At 61.6% G+C, this 15,736-nt stretch carries 18 protein-coding genes and 1 pseudogene; 5 read left to right on the forward strand and 14 right to left on the reverse strand.

From position 1 onward, the window contains the following. Positions 1-233: 233 nt before the first annotated feature. Positions 234-908: a GDSL-type esterase/lipase family protein gene (locus K940_RS0125365; protein WP_028479765.1), complete on the reverse strand. Its 675-nt coding sequence runs from the start codon at positions 906-908 to the stop codon at positions 234-236. 323 nt (positions 909-1,231) lie between these two features. Here K940_RS0125365 and K940_RS30400 point away from each other — a divergent pair, with 323 nt between their 5' ends. The 4 genes from K940_RS30400 (at position 1,232) to K940_RS33360 (ending at position 3,579) form a co-directional block, all read left to right on the forward strand. Then, positions 1,232-2,335, forward strand: coding sequence for a MerR family transcriptional regulator (locus K940_RS30400; protein WP_051407544.1), 1,104 nt, complete (start codon positions 1,232-1,234; stop codon positions 2,333-2,335). Further along, entirely contained in the window at positions 2,332-2,832 is a 501-nt protein-coding gene (locus K940_RS0125375; RefSeq protein WP_028479766.1) for a hypothetical protein, read from the forward strand. Before K940_RS30400 ends, K940_RS0125375 begins: the two co-directional genes overlap by 4 nt. Positions 2,833-2,959: 127 nt before the next feature. Further along, positions 2,960-3,319 (forward strand): hypothetical protein, encoded by a 360-nt coding sequence (locus K940_RS32745; RefSeq protein ID WP_155981124.1) that lies wholly within the window; start codon positions 2,960-2,962, stop codon positions 3,317-3,319. A 47-nt stretch (positions 3,320-3,366) separates the two neighbouring features. Then, positions 3,367-3,579, forward strand: coding sequence for a hypothetical protein (locus K940_RS33360; protein ID WP_196812373.1), 213 nt, complete (start codon positions 3,367-3,369; stop codon positions 3,577-3,579). Positions 3,580-3,754: 175 nt separating this feature from the next. On the opposite strand, the gene K940_RS0125385 is transcribed toward K940_RS33360, so the two are convergent. The 5 genes and pseudogenes from K940_RS0125385 to K940_RS0125425 form a co-directional block, all read right to left on the reverse strand. Further along, on the reverse strand, positions 3,755-4,258 hold the full coding sequence (locus K940_RS0125385; RefSeq protein WP_028479768.1) for a VOC family protein: 504 nt from the start codon (positions 4,256-4,258) through the stop codon (positions 3,755-3,757). Positions 4,259-4,509: 251 nt separating this feature from the next. Continuing rightward, positions 4,510-4,644 (reverse strand): annotated as a pseudogene (locus tag K940_RS32110) (leucine zipper domain-containing protein); the annotation flags it as partial. A 119-nt stretch (positions 4,645-4,763) separates the two neighbouring features. Further along, on the reverse strand, positions 4,764-5,606 hold the full coding sequence (locus K940_RS0125400; RefSeq protein WP_028479771.1) for a phosphotransferase: 843 nt from the start codon (positions 5,604-5,606) through the stop codon (positions 4,764-4,766). 292 nt (positions 5,607-5,898) lie between these two features. Then, positions 5,899-6,939, reverse strand: a complete 1,041-nt coding sequence (locus tag K940_RS0125410; protein ID WP_028479772.1) for an ADP-ribosylglycohydrolase family protein — start codon at positions 6,937-6,939, stop codon at positions 5,899-5,901. Positions 6,940-7,519: 580 nt separating this feature from the next. After that, on the reverse strand, positions 7,520-8,119 hold the full coding sequence (locus K940_RS0125425; RefSeq protein ID WP_028479774.1) for a TetR/AcrR family transcriptional regulator: 600 nt from the start codon (positions 8,117-8,119) through the stop codon (positions 7,520-7,522). Between the two features lie 55 nt (positions 8,120-8,174). Between K940_RS0125425 and K940_RS0125430 the strand changes: the two genes are divergently transcribed. Continuing rightward, positions 8,175-9,533 (forward strand): FAD-dependent oxidoreductase, encoded by a 1,359-nt coding sequence (locus K940_RS0125430; protein WP_028479775.1) that lies wholly within the window; start codon positions 8,175-8,177, stop codon positions 9,531-9,533. A gap of 299 nt (positions 9,534-9,832) precedes the next feature. Here the strand turns inward: K940_RS0125430 and K940_RS0125435 are convergent, their stop codons facing one another. The 8 genes from K940_RS0125435 to K940_RS0125470 form a co-directional block, all read right to left on the reverse strand. Then, positions 9,833-10,192: an RICIN domain-containing protein gene (locus K940_RS0125435; protein ID WP_028479776.1), complete on the reverse strand. Its 360-nt coding sequence runs from the start codon at positions 10,190-10,192 to the stop codon at positions 9,833-9,835. 342 nt (positions 10,193-10,534) lie between these two features. Continuing rightward, the gene (locus K940_RS34235; protein WP_081706671.1) at positions 10,535-10,888 is read right to left on the reverse strand and encodes a ricin-type beta-trefoil lectin domain protein; all 354 of its coding nucleotides are present in this window, start codon (positions 10,886-10,888) and stop codon (positions 10,535-10,537) included. Beyond that, positions 10,885-11,010: a hypothetical protein gene (locus tag K940_RS34015; protein WP_255342628.1), complete on the reverse strand. Its 126-nt coding sequence runs from the start codon at positions 11,008-11,010 to the stop codon at positions 10,885-10,887. Before K940_RS34015 ends, K940_RS34235 begins: the two co-directional genes overlap by 4 nt. Before the next feature lie 589 nt (positions 11,011-11,599). After that, positions 11,600-12,061, reverse strand: a complete 462-nt coding sequence (locus K940_RS31245) for an RICIN domain-containing protein (RefSeq protein WP_028479779.1) — start codon at positions 12,059-12,061, stop codon at positions 11,600-11,602. Between the two features lie 276 nt (positions 12,062-12,337). Next, a complete protein-coding gene (locus tag K940_RS0125455) occupies positions 12,338-12,793 on the reverse strand; it encodes an RICIN domain-containing protein (protein WP_028479780.1) in 456 nt (151 codons plus the stop codon). 251 nt (positions 12,794-13,044) lie between these two features. Next, positions 13,045-13,509, reverse strand: a complete 465-nt coding sequence (locus K940_RS32115; protein ID WP_081706672.1) for a ricin-type beta-trefoil lectin domain protein — start codon at positions 13,507-13,509, stop codon at positions 13,045-13,047. A 336-nt stretch (positions 13,510-13,845) separates the two neighbouring features. After that, positions 13,846-14,307 carry a ricin-type beta-trefoil lectin domain protein gene (locus K940_RS30415; RefSeq protein ID WP_036530334.1) on the reverse strand — a complete coding sequence of 154 codons (462 nt, stop codon included), beginning with the start codon at positions 14,305-14,307 and terminating at the stop codon, positions 13,846-13,848. 401 nt (positions 14,308-14,708) lie between these two features. Further along, the gene (locus K940_RS0125470) at positions 14,709-15,521 is read right to left on the reverse strand and encodes a thioesterase family protein (protein WP_028479781.1); all 813 of its coding nucleotides are present in this window, start codon (positions 15,519-15,521) and stop codon (positions 14,709-14,711) included. Positions 15,522-15,736 lie beyond the last annotated feature (215 nt).

A 15,736-nucleotide genomic window follows, 5' to 3' on the forward strand; every position in this document is an offset into this window, starting at 1 on the left:
CGAGAGCTGGTCGGGCACATGATGCGGACAGCGCGCCGAGACCTCACCACGGGTGACCTCGGCCGACTGGCCCGGCGGGTGGGAGTCGTGCCCGCCTGACCGGATCATCGGGTGAGGACCTGGGTTGTGGACCCATTGTGGGCACATTCGGCGCACCGACGATGCTCTGACCATCTGGAGTGGATGAGGAGCTGGCCCTCGGGTACCCGCTGCACGCGCCGCACCCATCAGAGTCAGCCTGATTCTGCACGAGGTTCGTGGTTCGCCTTGATCGTTTGGGCGATCAGTTCCGAAAGATGTTCGTGTGACCGGCGACTCAGGTGTAGACCGTCGATGCCCGTCGATGCGACAGCAGCGGCGTCGACGAACAGAGCTCCGCGCTTTTCAGCGACGCGATGGATCGACGCGCTGAGTTCGTATGATTTGCGTACGGATTCGGCGTCGTACTTGGAACTGTGCTGGGCAAACGCAGGCTGGTCGGCATCGAGATGGATCGGACTGACCAGCAGTACTTCAGGTACTCCACCGGAGCGGGTCCAGGCAATACGCTCGACAATGTCCATATAGCCCTCGAGCGCAGTAGCGGTGGCGTCCGAGTCTCGACAGAACCTGATCTTGGTGTCGTTGATCCCCAACATGATCACCACCATGTCCAGGGGCGAGTGGCTGCGCAGGCATGGTTCGAAATAGGTACGGCCATTGCGGCCATCACATTCGGAGTCGTCCAAATCGGTGGTGCGGCCGCCGAGACCTTCTTCGATTACGGCATATCCAGCACCCAGAAGCTGCTGTAGCCGCCCCGTCCAGCGCACGTCGGCTGGCCACCGGCCGCTCCTTTCGGCGATTTGGCCGAAGGTGTTGGAGTCACCGAAGCACAAGATGGTGAACGCAGTAGGGTCAACTATCAAGGTCGGATTCCTACGGGTTGGACGTATACATCGAGGCGTTCGGCAACGCCGACGAGTCCGTCCAGTCGTTGCCTGCCTCAACGAGGCAGTAGCTAATGGTCAGCGTGTGGATCAAGAGTATCCGACCAACGAATTCTGGAGCCATCGAACACCTGCGTCGCGTCATGGTGTGTCCGCTTTTGTGGAGCCGTGGCGAGGCCAACGATGCCGCAACACGTCGAGACCGCGTCCCAGCGCATAATCGTCCAGCTGTCGCGGGTCATGACGTTTTCGTGGCATCACTCGGTTGACCTTCAGGTAGGTCGAAGCCGAATGATGTCGGGGTGGCGAATTTCGGGTTGATGTCGATCGGGTCGTTCGCACGGCGGAGTGGCCTGACGGCGAGCGCGTTGCGTTTCTACGCCGACGCGGGACTGCTGCTGCCGACGGAGGTCGACCCGGTCTCCGGATACCGGTTCTACCGGGACGCGCAACTCGAGCAGGCCGTCCTGCTTCGGCGACTACGCGAGATCGGTATGCCGCTCGCGACGGCGAAATCCGTTCTCAGCGCTGGACGCGACGACGCAGTTCTTCTGGTCGACGAGCACCTGGACACAGTGGTCGGCGGCGCCCGAGCCGCGCGGCAACAGGCCGCCATCATCAAGGCAGCGTTGGCCGCGGCGCCCGCACCGGTGGTTGTTGCCGTGAGCGGTCCGGTGTTGGCAGCGGCGATCGAGCAGGTTCTGACTGCCACCACAGACGACCCGGACATCGCGGTTCTCGGCGGTGTGCGCTTCGAGGCGGATTCCGGCGTGGTGACTGTGACCGCCACCGACCGCTACCGTCTGTCCACTCGCACCCTCGCGGTCGACAATGCACATTCGGTGACCTGGGCGGCGACGGTGAGCGGTGACGATCTACACAGCTGCCTTACCGACCTGCGGCGCGCCCCGCTGGCTCGGATCGAAGCCACAGAGCACGGGATCTGGATGCGGCTGCCGGACCGGACCGACCGGCATTGCCGACTCCTGGCGGAGCCGTTTCCCGACTTCCGGTCGATGCTCGGCGCACTTCCAGCGGTGACGACCCGTATCCAGGCATCGAAGACACTGCTCCTGCGGGCACTCGAGGAGCGATCGGCCGGCCTTATCTCGATACACGCCACCGAGGCGCAGGTCACGGTGGGAGACAACTGCAATGGACCTGGCACAGGTATATGCCTGCCGGCCCGCGTGAGTGGAACCTCGGTCGAGGTCTGGTTCGAGATGACCACGCTCTATCCCGCGATCAGCACCGCAATCGGCGCGGACGTGCTGCTCGATCTCGCAGGCCCCGAGCTACCCGCCACCGTTCGCTCGGCCGACAACAGGGATCTCACCACGCTTGTCATGCCGACCAAGCCTCGACCAGCAGAAGAGAACACGGAGCCGAAGGAGGAGGACGAATGACGGAACAGGCCGATACGGACCCGATGATGGACGCGATCGGGAAGGCCGTTACCGAGGGCCGCAGTGGAAACACGGTCGAGGCCCGTAGGCAACTGTTGAATCTGTGGAAGGTGATCGGAGTCAGCGGCGACCCATTGCACCGCTGCACACTCGCGCACTACCTCGCCGACCTCTTCGGCGACCCGGCACAAGCTTTGGCTTGGGATGTGCGTGCACTCGATGCCGCCGACGCCGTCACCGAGCAGCGCATCCAGGAACATCACGCCAGCCTGCATATCGCTGGCTTCTACCCCTCCCTTCACCTCAACCTGGCCGACAACTACCGTCGGCTGGGATCCTTCGAAGCCGCAAGCGGCCACATCACTGCCGCACGGGAGCACTCGTCTGCGCTGCCTGCGGATTCATACGGCGATCTCATACGTACCGCGATCGACGAGGTGACCATGGACATCGAGAATCGGCACACCGCGGTCCGTGCTTCGGCTCCAGGCGCGTGACATATAAGAACGCGCCCCTCACGATGGAGGGGCGCCGGCGCCTCGTCGAGCGGTCGTCGGTGACCTGCTGCTCTGGAATCAGCTGAACCCGGCACCGGGCAGCAGCCCATCACTTCTCGCCTACCGCTTGCTCCGCAATCGAGGCCCCTTCCCAGCGGACGCGCCCCACATTCTCTTCTGGATCGCACAGCGCACCGGGCAGCAGACCCCCGCTCAGCTGGTGGACCGATATCGCCTGCGGTCTCGCTCTGTCCGTGACGTGCTGGTCGCCTATCTGTCCACGCGAGCGGTCGCGCTGGACTACACCACACTGAACCAGCTCGCATCCGCGCTGGCGCTTCGCTTCTGGACCGACCTGGAACAGCACTATCCCGGCATCGATTCCCTTCGGCTGCCAGTCGAGGTCAGCACTGCATGGAAGACACGGCTGGCCACGAAAATCGTGCGCAAGCGCATGCCCGATGGCTACAACACGGGAGGTCGCTGAACCGCGAGAAAGCGCGACTGCCATCAAGATTCAGGTCCTATGCTACGATGAGCACCCGCGTCGACGGACGTCCCACCCGCGCTCGAGACAGCGAAGGTCGTCGACGTTCACTAGCGGCCGAGGAACGGACCGCATTCTGGGCTTGGGCCTGCATCGAGATCTCGAGGCAGGAAAAACTTGCCCAACTCGACGCCCAACAAGAGCGAAAGGACTCACCTGTCTTCCTAGAGATACCGACGCTCGATCAGTTCATCGCGTGAAGAGGCCATGCTGGGCCACCATGATCAGTAGGTCCACGAAACCGCCGTATAAGCGGCAATACAGTGCGCTTGGCGGGCGGGTATACACATCCGGGTTGGGCGGATGCAACATCAGCGAGTGGATTGGCCCTGCTCCCGCTGCTGAACGCGGGAGCAAGACCGGGCGCAACGACTCTCAGTGAGATCGACCGCGAAGCTCCGCATCGAGCGAGGTCTGCAGGTAGGTCATCGCTTCGATCGCGCCGGGATCGCTCGCTGCAGCCGGAAACTGCTCCGCTGGAATATCTTTGATATGCGCCTGGATCCACCAGATATTGCCGAACGGATCGCGCACCCGCCCGACTCGATCCCCGAAAAACAGTTCCGTCACCGCGGTGACCGATGTGGCCCCGGCCCTCAACGCCCGCTCGTAGACCGCATCGGCATCCGCGACGAACAGCCGGATCAGCGAGGGCGTCACCGGCCACCCCGGTCGAGAGTCGAAAGCCATCACCACCGAGTCGCCGATTCGCGCCTCCGCATGTCCGATGCTGCCGTCCGCGTTGGCAATTCGCGCCAGTTCCTGCGCCTCGAACGCCTCGGTCAGGAAGTCCATGAGCGCACCGGTATCCGGTCCGCTGATCCACGGCGTCACGGTCGCGTAGCCGTCGGGCACGTGCTCGGCAGTATTGCTGATCAACGTATTTCCTCCATCGATTCGCTGATGAGAGCGATAATATGCATGAAATAGGTCTGATCGTGTCCTAGTTCGGAGAAGCCGCCGACGTGGTCACCGAGCAGCGCATCCAGGAACATCACGCCAGCCTGCATATCGCTGGCTTCTACGCCTCCCTCCACCTCAACCTGGCCGACAACTACCGTCGGCTGGGATCCTTCGAAGCCGCAAGCGGCCACATCACTGCCGCACGGGAGCACTCGTCTGCGCTGCCTGCGGGTGACCCACTTCGACGCGCACTGACGAGAGATCCCCATCTCGGCGGCCACATGAGCGATCGGACGGTTACGGCAGCGCTGCACCAGACGGCGACGGCCCTCGACGGACAACGGGGCATTACGGTGGGTCACGGACGGGTCTTCCTGGTCGAGCGGACGGAGGATGTGGTGTTTTCCATCCTGCCGCCAGGGAGATCCGTCCCCTCAGCTCACCCCTGCGCGAGTGTCAACAACCTCATCACCCACAACATCTAGGCGTCGTGTAGGCGGGCTCGAACTATTTCCCACTCGGCGTCGAGCAGGGCCAGACGACGTCGGCGTAGTGGGCTGTCGTCCAGCTCGGTGTGTAGGCGGATTTCCCGCGACAGCACCATTGCCTGATTGATGAGAAAAGGAACCTCGATTCCGGCCGCGGACACCGTCGCGGCGACGGTGTCGACCTGGGCAGGATTGCCGGCGAGCAGAATGCTGGTCACCGCTAGGTCGAAGCCGGGCAAGAACAGTCCCGTGAACTCGAAGTCGGTCAACACGCACTCACCGGCACCGGTGAACAACAGGTTGGCCGGGACCGGATCGCCGTGGTTCACCTGCCACTCGGGTCTGATTTCGGACAGGAGCACACGCAGCCGGGCTCGGTCGGTGCTGTCGAAGAATCCTGCATGGTGGTAGCGCTCGACCCGGGCGGTGTAGTCGAATACCGGTGCTACTCTCGCCGGCGGCGCAGACCAGGTCGAAAAGGCGGTAGTCGTGGCCAGCGCTGTATCGAACAACTGTGGAGCCACGGTCTGCTTCGGGTAGCGTTCGCTATCGAGCTCTTCGGCATCGATGCGTTCGATCACCAAGACCGACTCACCGTCGGTACTGATCAGCTCTGGTACTCGCACGGGCGGTGGGCTTTCGGCGAATGCCCGGTAGATACCGATCTCGTGGATGAACCGGGCCCGCCAGAATGGCTCAGTGCTGCGCAGCACCTTGATCACCACCGGTCGGTCGCGGTGATGACCGAACGCGAGCGCAGTCTTTTCACTGCTGCGGTGCACCTGGACTGGGACCGCGCCGCCGAGGTTCCGGCGGGCCGTATCATGCGACTTCATCGACGGTTTGTCCTCACACGCGCTGTGGGAAGTCCTCCGCCTCGAGCACACCCGTCACTATCTGCAGCCACGAGACGTCGGCGCAGCTGTGCGCTTGTGGAAGGACTACGTCCACCGTCCCAAGCGTCGTCGAAACACGCTTTCTCCCGCGGCGTCCCGAGCATGTCGGAATAGGCGACGTAGGTACCGCCCATCGGCGGGATCGGTGTAGGCAACGACGTCGCCACCAATGCATCGAGGTCGCCCGGAGGCCCGGACATGTGGGCCTCGATGCAAGAGTGGATGCGCGGCGTCAGCCGACAGCGCCAGCGTGCTCCGCGTCGAAGCGGTAGCCGTCGGCCTTGCTGATCCAGTCGCGGTAGCGCGGTTCGAGACGATCGAACCATTCTGCTGGCCACGGGTTGTCGTGTAGAGCTCCGAGGATCGCCCCGGCGACGGCGGCGATGGAGTCGCTGTCACCGTCCGTGACGGTGGCGCGCCGCAGCGCCTCCTTGGGATCGTCCGGCACCGCGTCCACACACAGCAATGCGGTGGCCAGGCATTCGTGGGCGCGCCAACCGGCGCCGCCGAAAGTACACGGATCGTCTCCGAACGGATTCTGTTGGAAGGCGGGCACGGCCCGCTGCGCGTTGGTCAGCGCATCGACGACTTGAGCGCGACCGATATCGATGTGTTGGAGCAGTGGGATCGTCCCCAGTTCACGGTCTGGGACGGGCAGCTTGTCCTCGACCCAGCTGGTCACCCTGTCCTTCCATGAAGATTCCGCGCTGTGGATCATGTCGAGGGCAGACTCGACGACCCGGCCCGGTGTCAGTTCGGCGGCGAAGTGGATCACCTCGGCGGCGATGACGGAAGCGAACAGGCCGCCGGGGCCGCCGTGAGTAGTCGCGGCCTGCCACAAGGCGGCGGGTTGGCGCACGCCGTCGGGCAGGAAAGCACACGGCGAGACTCGCATGACGGTGCCACAGCCGTCGGACCACATGACGGTTGCGTCGAACCACGGGGAGCCGTCTTTCAACGCTCGGGTCGCCCGCAGGCAGGTGGTACCAGGAGCCCTGTGGTTGTCGGGATCATCGAGCCATTCGACCCATTCGGCGATCACCTGGTCTCGAGTCTGCTGGGCGGTCCGGTCCGGGGCGCCGTCGAGTGCCCGCGCGAGCGACAACGTCATCTGTGTGTCGTCGGTGATGGTCAGGTAGGTGGGCATGTCCGGGCCGCGCTTGTCGTGGGCGGTGAGTTGGCCGTAGGACATGAACTCGTTGAGGTTGCCCCATGCGTCGCCGTAGGCGCAGCCGCGTAGGACGGCTGGCCAGCGCTCTCGGGTGGTCGGCATCCGGTTCCCCTATATCCGAAGTCAGATCTTCATGCGTAACGTGCTCTTACTCAGAGGTTTTCGAGCCTAATGGAGAAGTTGGCCGACGCCACTTCTCACCCCAGTTCCGTCGCTTCGGCTGTGGTCGAGGGCGTTCGACGACCGCAGATTCGAATCTTGCCGACACCCGATGCGAAAGAAGCACACGCAGTGCCGGGACGTCGAGCTGCGCAGACGCAGCGGTGACGCGTCGAGGACCTCGCCCTGCCGATCCGAGGTTCGGGGCGCATCCGTACGACCGTGTAGCTCGTTGGTACCGACCACTTTCACCTCATGAGGACAGTGGATCGCCCGGTGACGGGGCCGGTGCTCGGTGTTCGGCCCGTATCTCGATCTCGACGCGAGTTCGGACCGCACCCGGATCCCACATTTCTTGGAACGGACCGATAACCGAAGCGCCCAGACCGCGGCGTCGCGCACGCGTCGCAACATAAGCGAAGCCGCCGGCGATCAGAACAATCGGCCCTACCGACAGTACGAACACCAACAGGCCGTCCATACCGCGGCAGTGTAGCGGGAGAGCAAACCGTTCGTAGTCTCGTCACTCGGCTGCGCGGCGTAGCGACGCGATCATGTCGAGCGCGATCTGCCCCGCTTCACGCCGCGCGCTCGCATCGGTCGTATCGGCGATACTCGAGGCCAGTTCGGTGAGCATCCCGTAGACGGCACGGACCGTGAGCTCGGTCGAACGTGGTTTGAAAACACCGGTTCGGATCAATTGGTCGACCAGGGCGCGGATCAGGCCGACCGTGTACCGTTCGTCGAGTTCGCGCCAGCGGTCCCAGCCCAGTGCGAACGGTCCCTCCTGCAGCACGATGCGCTGATAGGCCGCGTCGCTGCATTCGTCGAGGAACACGTTCAAGGCATGAATGGCGGTGTCCCAGGCGTCGCCCGGAGCGCCGATCGCGCTTGTCAGACGTTCGGTCAGTTCGTGTTCGACCTGCTCGAACACGGCCTCGAACAGTCCTTGTTTGCCGCCGAAGTGGTGGTATACGGCGCCTCGTGTGAGGCGGGCCGCCTGAGCGATCTCGTCGGCGGAGAGTTCGGAATAACTCTGTTCGATGAACAGCCGGCGACCTGTCTCCACGAGGGCGGACCGGGTGGCTTCGGCATATTCCGCGCGTCGTCCCTTGACACTCACGTCGACAAGACTACATTCACATACATAATGTATCTGAGATGTTAGGCGTATGCTAATGTCCGAATCGAGAGACGTCATCGTTGTGGGGGCCGGGGTAGCCGGGCTGACCGCGGCCCGCGCGCTCGCGGCGGCCGGACGCGATGTCCTGGTCCTGGAGGCTCGGGAGCGTGTAGGTGGGCGAACCCTCAATGTCGAGGTACCCGGCAGCGACGCGTATGTCGAGGTCGGTGGCATGTGGGTCGGCCCAGGCCAGGACCGGGTGCTGGCGCTACTGAACGAACACGGGCTCACTACCTACCCCACGTTCGATCAGGGTTCCAGAATTGGCGAATTCGACGGCCGCATCGTCCGTTACCAGGGCCGTATGCCGAGACTGAACCCACTCGTGCTCGCCGATCTCGCCCTCACACAGCTGCGCCTGGATCGTTCGGCCCGGCGGATACCCCTCGATGCGCCATGGACAGCGCCGCACGCGAGTGCGCTCGATGGTCAGACCTTCGATACATGGCTGCGCAACCACTCGCACACCTCGACCGGGCGCGAGTTCTTCCGGCTGGTCACCCAAGCGATCTGGTGTGCCGAGCCGGCCGAGATATCGGCTCTGTGGGCGCAGTTCTACATCCATTCGGGCGGCGGCATCGATTCGATGATCAGCACCAGCGGCGGTGCACAGCAGGACCGGGTTGCCGGCGGGACCCAACGGCTGTCCATTGCCATGGCCGAGGACATGGGCGAGCACATAGTCCTCGGCGCCGCGGTGTCGGAGATCGAGTGGAGCGACAATGGCGTCCGAGTGCGGGCCGGCAAGAGGCAGTGGCGGGCGCGGCACGCGATCGTCGCGGTCCCGCCCCCGCTCGTGGCGGGCATACGGTTCGCGCCGGACCTGCCCGCCGAGCGTGCCCAGTTGCTGCAACGCCTACCGATGGGTTGGACGATCAAGGTCAACGTGGTCTACGACGAGCCGTTTTGGCGCACACAGGGTCTGTCCGGTCAGGCCAATAGTGTTCGTCGGGCGCTCGGTACTGTCTTCGATGCCAGTCCACCGGACACCGACCCCGCGGTCCTGGTCGGCTTCCTCGAAGCCACGCATGCTCAGACCGCGGCGCGCCTCGCACCGAAACAACGCCGCGATGTGGTTCTCGACGACCTCGCAGCGTACTTCGGTCCCAAAGCCCGAAATCCGGTGGAATACATCGAGCAGGACTGGGCTGCCGAAACCTACACGCGTGGCTGCTACGGTGCTTTCGCTACCCCATCGACATTGACGCGATTCGGATCGGAGTTGCGCCGGCCAACTGGCCCGCTGCACTGGGCGGGCACCGAAACGGCGACCCGCTGGGCCGGATACATCGACGGCGCGGTCGAATCCGGGCAACGTGCCGCGCACGAAATCTTCGCGTCGACCACCCGGTGAGTGCCGCTCAACCGATCGATCTTGCCCCATCGCATGCGGCAGGCGGAACTACTGTGAGGGGAAACCGGGAAGTCATCCGTCGATTCAGGCCGGGGCGGTCGATTTCGGTCAGGCGGAGTACGAGGCTCAGTACGACAAAGTCTGCAGGGGAATGCGATGTCCTTGGGCACCGAGTCCTGCTCTGCGCGTTGTGAAACCGCTATCGACGGCGCCGCCTGCGTCGAGACCGGTTGGTTCTTGACATATCCGATCTGATGCTCCAATGTTACTTGAACGCAACGCGATTCAGGTAGAACTCCTTACGCTGCACTGGCGCAATGGTATCTGACTGGTTGCTGTAAACCGTCGAGTCCGGCATTACATTCCAGCCAGTACACATTGCCGTGATTGCTGTCGAGACACTGATTCGAGAAGGCTCTACGGATGGTCCCGTCGTCCTGGCGGTCCCATAGTTGATTCAATTGACCGCTTGCACAGGTTTTGGCAGTCACTTCCCCATTGTTGTCGGCGGTGGCGCAACTCCCGCTTTGTTGGTTCTTGATCCAGGTGTTCTCCGACTCGGCGGCGAAGGCGCTCGGTGCGGACAAGCCGGCCATGAGCACCGACGTTGTGAACGCTACCGATGCGGTTTGCAATACCCGTTCGAAAATTCGATTCACAAATGTTCCTAATGTTCACTAGTCGAGTAGCGCGATCAGCCATTCGGCAGATGAGTGGAGCATGAACTGCCGGTCTCGACGGTCACTGGCAACCAGGCGAATTCCGTCGCGGCAAAGAGGTATCGAAGGAATTGGCCTGAATCGCGTTGCTTTTATTCAACATTGATATATCGGATTCGGTGTGTCAAGAGCCGCGCGGTCTGGAATCAGGTCTTTCAGTAGCGGTTCTGCCACTCGCAGAGCAGGACTCGGTGTCGAGCAGGATCGAACCCAGCTTCAGGATGCTCACGCGTTGCACTCGTACTCACGGACGGGTCGGGTCGTGTGCGTCAGGCGCTATTCCTACGAGCCACCTCCGATCACCCAGTCCGTGTCATCCGCTATACGGTTGCGGGTGGTGATCACCGTGCCCCAATACCACTCCTGCAGGTATCCGCCTGTCTGTGCATTCTGTAGCTTCGTTCCGGAATGTATCCATTTCTGGTATCTTCCGCCGTTGCATTCCAGCCAGTAGACTGCGCCAGCATCATTACTATCGAGGCACTGCGCCGAGAAGGCCCTGCGGATGGTATCGTCTTCCCGTTTGGACCACAACTGATTCAAGTGACCGTTACTGCAGTTCTGCATTCCCACGCCTCCTCCTCCGTCGGCCTCGATACACCTCCCGGTTCCCAAGTTCTTGATCCAGCCGTTCAACGCTGTTGTTGCGGGAGTTTTTCAGCGGCGAACACGTTCGGTGTGGATAGTCCAACCATGAGTACCGAAGTGGTGAGCGCAACCACCGTGGCCTGTAGCATCCGTTTGAATATCTGATTCACAATGTTCCTAGTGTTGAGTAGCGGCCGAGTAGGGTGATATCCATTCGGCAAATGCGGCGGTAGATTCTCGACTTCCGGTCTCGACGGTTGATGGCAACCAGGCCGATTCCTTTGCGACAGCGCAGTGGTAAAAGCAGGGCAGGGCTCGACGTCGAACTAGCCCCCATACCGACCCGTGAGACGGTTTGTCTCCGAGGCATTCTCACGTGCTGCACAGTGCACTCGACTGCGCTGCTGTTTCACTCGCGAGTACGGCTTTGACCCCGACAGACTCTGCACACGCAGAGACGGTCGACGGTGCCGATCCCGATCCGGAATCCTCGTGCACACATACCATCAATGGAACCGAGCGTGGACTCGGCTGTTCCTGCTGCAGCGATAGCGAGTTCGGCCCGATTCGAGGCGGTCGACTTGTGGAACGTGATTTGCGGTCGAGATTCGATGAGACCGTGGGCACAACTACTGTTTCGAACTATCGTGGACAACGAAAATTGTCGCGCAGTTGCTGTGCCCGCCTCGAACGATACGTCGTAATCGCTGGGAGATCACTCCAGAGTATCGATCCTGTCATGGCCGCCGGTAGTCATTCCTACGAGCCGCCGCCAGCGAAAGTCCACGTCGTGTAGCCATTGGGGCTGGGGTCGGTTTCCACACTATCTCCGATTATGAATTGTTTCAGGTACCTGCCTGTGGCTACGTTCTTCACCCTTGCGCCTTCGTATGTCCATTTCTGGTAGCTTCCGCCGTTGCATTGCAACCAATACACCGTGCCGTCGTGATTACTGTCGAGGCACTGTTCCGAGAAGGCTCTGCGAATGGTTCCATCGGCCTGTCGGTCCCATAGTTGGTTCAACTGACCGCTCCTGCACGTGATGGCTATCACGCGTCCATCGCTTGCGGCGGTGATGCAATCCCCGGTGGTCTGGTTCTTTATCCAGGTATTCTCGTTCTCGGCGGCGAACGCGTTCGGTGTGGATAGTCCAACTATAAGGATCGATGTGCCCAATGATATCGACGCGGCTTGAAACAACCGTTTGAATGTCTGATTCATACCTTTTCCTACTATTCGGTAGTCGAGTGGCGCGATCAGCCATTCAGCAGATTGGGCGGCAAGATTGTCCCCAACCACTGGCCTCGACGGCAAGCTACAACCAGGCGAGTTCCGTCGCGCGAGTGCACCTATGAGGAATTCGACACTGAATCGCGTTGCGTTCAATTGAATATTAGTAGACGGATGACATTGTCCATGGTCGAATCGACTGGTGTTGGACAATTATTCGATTCCAAGGTTGCAATGCAACCCCGATTGTCATGCCCCCTAGATGCTCTATGGTCCTGTGAAACGCCACAGTATGAGATTGTCCGATACGAAGAACCGTTCGGTACGTAGTCTAATCCATCTGCTGCTCAGATATTTATGCGTGGCTACGTTCCTTACCTTGGTGGTCCCGCCGTAGGATTTCCATTTCTGGTAGTCTCCGCCGTTGCATCCCAGTAAGTACACGTCGCCGTTGGAATTACTGTCGAGGCAGTCACCGGAGAAAGCAGGGCGGATGGTTCCGTCGTCTCGTCGGTCCCACAGCTGTGTTGTATCACCGTGTCGGCAGGCTTCTTGAAACACCTCCCCACCCCTGGCTGTGGCGCAGTACCCATCCATGGCCATCATCCAGGTGTTCTCATTCTTTGCGGCGAACGCGTTGGGTGCGGAAAGTCCGACCATGAGGGCTGAGATGGCGAATGCCGCCGATGGGGCCTGCAGCACCCGTTTGAATATCTGCTTCACAAATTTTCCTAATGTTCAGTCGACGAGTCGCCCGATCTACAAATCAACGGATGTAGCTAGGAATGCAGCCTCACTGCTGGCCCCGAAGGTACTGGCAACGAGACGGATTCTGTTTCGGATATTTCGAAGACAACATTGTCGGCCGTTGGAACGGGCCGCGAAGCTCGTCGATATGGCCCAGCTGCTATGCCGACGGTTTCAGGTCACAACTGCTGAATAGCCGTCCTCGTCTCGGAGGTCGGCCGCGACCTCTATGAGCCGCCGCCGAAGGTCCAATCTGTCTGGCTGTTGCTCGCGTTGGTGGAGGTGTGCACGACTCCGGAAACATCATAGGAGAGGTATCTGCCCGTGGCTACGTTCCTTACCTTGGTCGTCCCGCTAAACGATTCCCATAACTGGTAGGCTCCGCCATTACATTCCAGGTAGTAGATCTGTCCGGTGTGATTGCTGTCGAGGCACTGATTCGAGAAGGCCTTGCGGATTGTTCCGTCGTCTCGTCGGTCCCACAGCTGATTCAACTGACCGCTCCTACAGGTACCGGCCTTTGCGGCTCCATCGTTCGCTGCGTACAGGCACTTCTTACTATATCGGTTCTTTACCCAGGTGTTCTCGTTCTCGGCGGCGAACCCGTTCGGTGCGGATAGTCCAACCATGAGGGCCGAGGTGGTGATTGCCGGCAATGCTGCCTTCAAAACACGTTTGAATATCTGATTCACAAATGTTCCTAATGTTCGTGGGACGAGTAATTCCAGCGTTGCTTCAGGTGAGATCACGGGTGCGTCGACCGCTGGCCTCGATGGTCGATAGCAACCAGACAGGTTCCGTTGCGGCGGTGCGATAGTGAAGTTTGCTTCACCACCGGGAACGGCGGTCCGGAGTCAAGGAAGCCTTCAACTCGCCCTGAGCGAAGGCGGTTAGCCATGCGCAATCAGCAGACAGACCAAGAGGCGGATCCAACTCGATGTGTTTCCATCGCTTCGGTGATCCGAGATCGCCGTGACTGCCGACTACATCCTGCGCACCCACCGTGTCGTGGTTGCCACCCGGAAGGTCTACACGCTGCCGGAGAACTCCCAATCCGAGGTGTGGTGGCTCGGGTCGGGCGAGGCCCACAGGCGACCCCACTCCACGTCGTACCAAAGGTATCTGCCTGTGGCCACGTTCTTTACCTTCGTGCCCTCGTACAGCCACTTCTGGTAGTTCCCGCCGTTGCACTGCAGCCAGTAGACATGGCCATCGGAATTGCTGTCGAGGCACTGTTCCGAGAATGCCCTGCGGATGGTCCTATCGTCTCGTCGGTCCCACAGTTGCGCCAAATTGCCGCTCTTACAGCCTCGGGAGAACACCGACCCATTGTCCAGGGCGGTGGCGCATTCGCCACTCCAGAGGTTTTTCATCCAGGTGTTCTCGTTCTCCGCGGCGAACGCGTTCGGTGCGGACAGTCCGGCCATGAAGACCGAGGTGGTGAATGCTATCGATGCGGTTTGTAACACGCGCTTGAATACGTGGCTCATACATGCTCCTACTTTTCGGTCGTCGAGTGGCGCAATCGGCAATTCGGCAGGTAGGACTGCAGAGCAGCCTGACCTGCCGGCCTCGACGACGAACAGCAACCAGGTAGATTCCGTTGTGGGAGTGTCGATTTAAGGAGAAATATCTGAATTACATTGCTTTGGCACAACACTGGCGTATCGATTCCAATATGTCAACAACCGACCGGTCTCGATGCTGGCGTACGTTTCCGTCCGTCACCATCGGCTACCACGATGGTGACGGACGGGTGGGATGCTGCGGGCCGTGGTCCGGAGGGCGAGAGGCTGGACTGTGCAGAGCGATACGGCGCTCGCGTCATGGGTGCTGGAAGCGGGCCGTGGAAGGCGGCGACTCCTCATGGACGTGGCTGTTGTCGGAGGCTTCAGCGGGAAGCGGGGCTGTCTGCCTCTACCGGCGAGGAGAAGTCGATCAGCCGACGGGTGTTCGACAGCGTGGTCACGACACAGGTGCCGAGGGGCCCGCTGCGGTCGTACATGGCGGCGGTTCCGATCGAAATTCCCTCCGCGGCAATCGTATTGTCCGCGCGCAAGCCGAGTTCGTGGCCGAGCGGCAACCTCGACAGCGCCAGCGTCATGTCGGCATTGATATACCCGGCGCCTTCGGAGCCCCAATGGCACACGTGGTTGGTGGTATCGCCGACCATGGCCACATGCTGGAACGGCGACAGCGGTTCACCCGCGACGAGCGGGGGCATGCTGTGCCAGGAAATCTTGCGGTCTGCGTTCTGGTTGGCCGCGAAGTCGTGCGTCCAGTCGCGATCTCCGCTCTTGAACAGCGGAGGCCCTCCACTGGCGGACATGCATCCCTCGGGCGGCGCCGGTAGATCCGACACCGGCTTCCACACCTGCCCCGGCGGCTCGGCGCCGGTGGCCAGGAACATCGCCGACGCGCGCACCAAGATGCGCGCATCCTGCACGATGGAAGCATCCGCGACGGTGATTCGAGGGCCTTGACGCACCACCTCGCTTCGAACCTCGACCGGGGCATTGGATACAGGTCGAAACAGATCGACGGTCAGGCGGGCCGGGACGAACCCGTCGGGGTGGTGCGTCTCGAGTTGGCGCGCCAGCAGACCGCAGACGGCAGGCCCACTCAGCTGCGCCGAACTCCACCGGCTCAGCGCCAACTCATCCGCTACGAGATGGTTGCCACTCCTGGTGAAGAAGCTGAACATGTAGCCGAATCCCCTTCCAGCCGACCTTGTCGGACGCCACTGAGTAGAACACGTTACAGGTCCGCCTGTGCTGTGGCGCCGGGAGCGATCTCAGCGGGATCGGGGTCGATCGGGGTTCGTCCGACAACGGCCGGGAATGGTGCGCTCGGTCGGCCGACGGTGCTTCTGGCGTGCGGTCCGTCCGCGCTCATCGGCGAGCATGGCGCCGAACGCTG

This window comes from Nocardia sp. CNY236, from assembly GCF_000482385.1.
Classification (GTDB): domain Bacteria; phylum Actinomycetota; class Actinomycetes; order Mycobacteriales; family Mycobacteriaceae; genus Nocardia.